Origin of the sequence: Vibrio sp. 1457 (assembly GCF_033340195.1) — a bacterium.
GTDB classification, from domain to species: Bacteria; Pseudomonadota; Gammaproteobacteria; order Enterobacterales; family Vibrionaceae; genus Vibrio; species Vibrio alginolyticus.
The window spans coordinates 1-1531 of sequence record NZ_JAWOWA010000072.1; the positions used below are offsets into that span (position 1 = coordinate 1).

The 1531-nt window shown below is 56.5% G+C and carries 1 pseudogene; it reads right to left on the reverse strand.

Annotation, left to right across the window (positions count from 1 at the left end):
* Positions 1 to 248: 248 nt before the first annotated feature.
* Positions 249 to 1531, reverse strand: a pseudogene (gene rhsB, locus R7Z41_RS23765) (rhs element protein RhsB); the annotation flags it as partial.

Here is a 1531-nt window from a genome sequence, read left to right on the forward strand (position 1 = left end):
TTAACTGACGGTACTAATCGTATGCCGTCAGGTTTTCTATTGCTTGCTCCCGGGTCATTAACATTCCAACTCCATAGGCCTTGAGGTATTGGCCATCTATTTATAAATGTGTACAACGGGGATTATTTTTACATTGCATATTATTACCAGAAGCGACTGGAATACTAAGCACATCATAAAAATTATCATCACATGGTATATCTGAAACACACGAAAGCATACCTAAAGTTATGCTGTATAAACAGGTGGCTAATCCCAAGGGGATCGATTCCAGAAATCGGATTCAACGGATACTGATAAAAATTCCATCCCCCTTTCAGCCCAATCGGATCCTGAGTGATATATCGCCCCTGCAGCGGGTCATAATAGCGGTGGCGGTTGTAATACAGGCCGGACTCCTCATCATACTGCTGCCCCGGCAGGCGGATAAGCTGCTGCAGCTGATGCGGGTTCTCTTCATTCAGCAGGTTGCCCCATTCATCGTATTCTGCGCACCATTCTGTTGCCCCTTCCTTACTGATAAGGGCCAGCGGCAGGCCGCGATGGTCGCAGTGGTACAGGTGGATTTTTCGCGCCGGCGTGTACACCGGGTCCATCTGGTTTTGCATCTGCTCCACCGTCAGGCCGCACGATGCCAGCCAGCGGCGGCTTTCCTCACTCACCCGGTCAGCCAGGATTTCACTTTCCAGCCGGTCGAGCATCTGCACCAGCACCGGCGGGAACACCACACTGCCACCGTCTTCGCCGCCGGACTGCTGAAGGGTATCCGCCAGGCTGCGGCGCTGCGTTTTCGCCAGCTCACCGGTGGCGGTTTCAACTCTGATGAGTGGCGTGAAGCTCCCCGGCTGATAAATCGTCTGGATGCGGGTTCTGTCGTTCTGTATCGTGGTCAGCCGGTCGCCGTCCCAGCCGTACCAGGTCACTTCCGGTTTCCGTGACAGCGACATCCAGCCCGTCAGGTCCCGTTCACGTCGCCATACCCGTTTTGCCACCCTGCGGCCCAGCGGGTCGTAAAGATAGCGACTTTCGACCAGCGGCTCTTCATATTGTGTCCGCGTGTAGTGCACCAGCCGGTGCTGACTGTCGTAATGGTACCGGTGAGTCCGCTCATCATCCGTGCGGATAACCCCTTCCGGGATGAGGTCGGTTTTCTCTGTCAGCCTGCCGTGACGGTCATACCGGTAAAGATAGTGCGCGTCACGGGCGATACGGTTATCCGGCCACATGCTGAGGGTGCTGTCCGGGTGCAGCTCCGGGTCGGGCAGGCGGTTACCTGCCGGGTCTGTGGCATACGGGATGCGGATATCCAGATTCGCTGCGGTGGTGTGAACGCCGGTCAGCCTGCCGGTGGTGCTGTAGCTGTAACTCCGGGTCTGGCGCGGGCTGCTGATGCGGATGAGTTCGCCGTTGTCGTTCCAGGTGTAATCGCGGTCAGACAGCAGGCTGTTCAGGTGCTGGCTCTGTAACTGCCCGGCAGGGGTATAAGCGGTGGTGAGTTCATAACGGCCGAAGCTGCGCAGCGTTTCCCGGT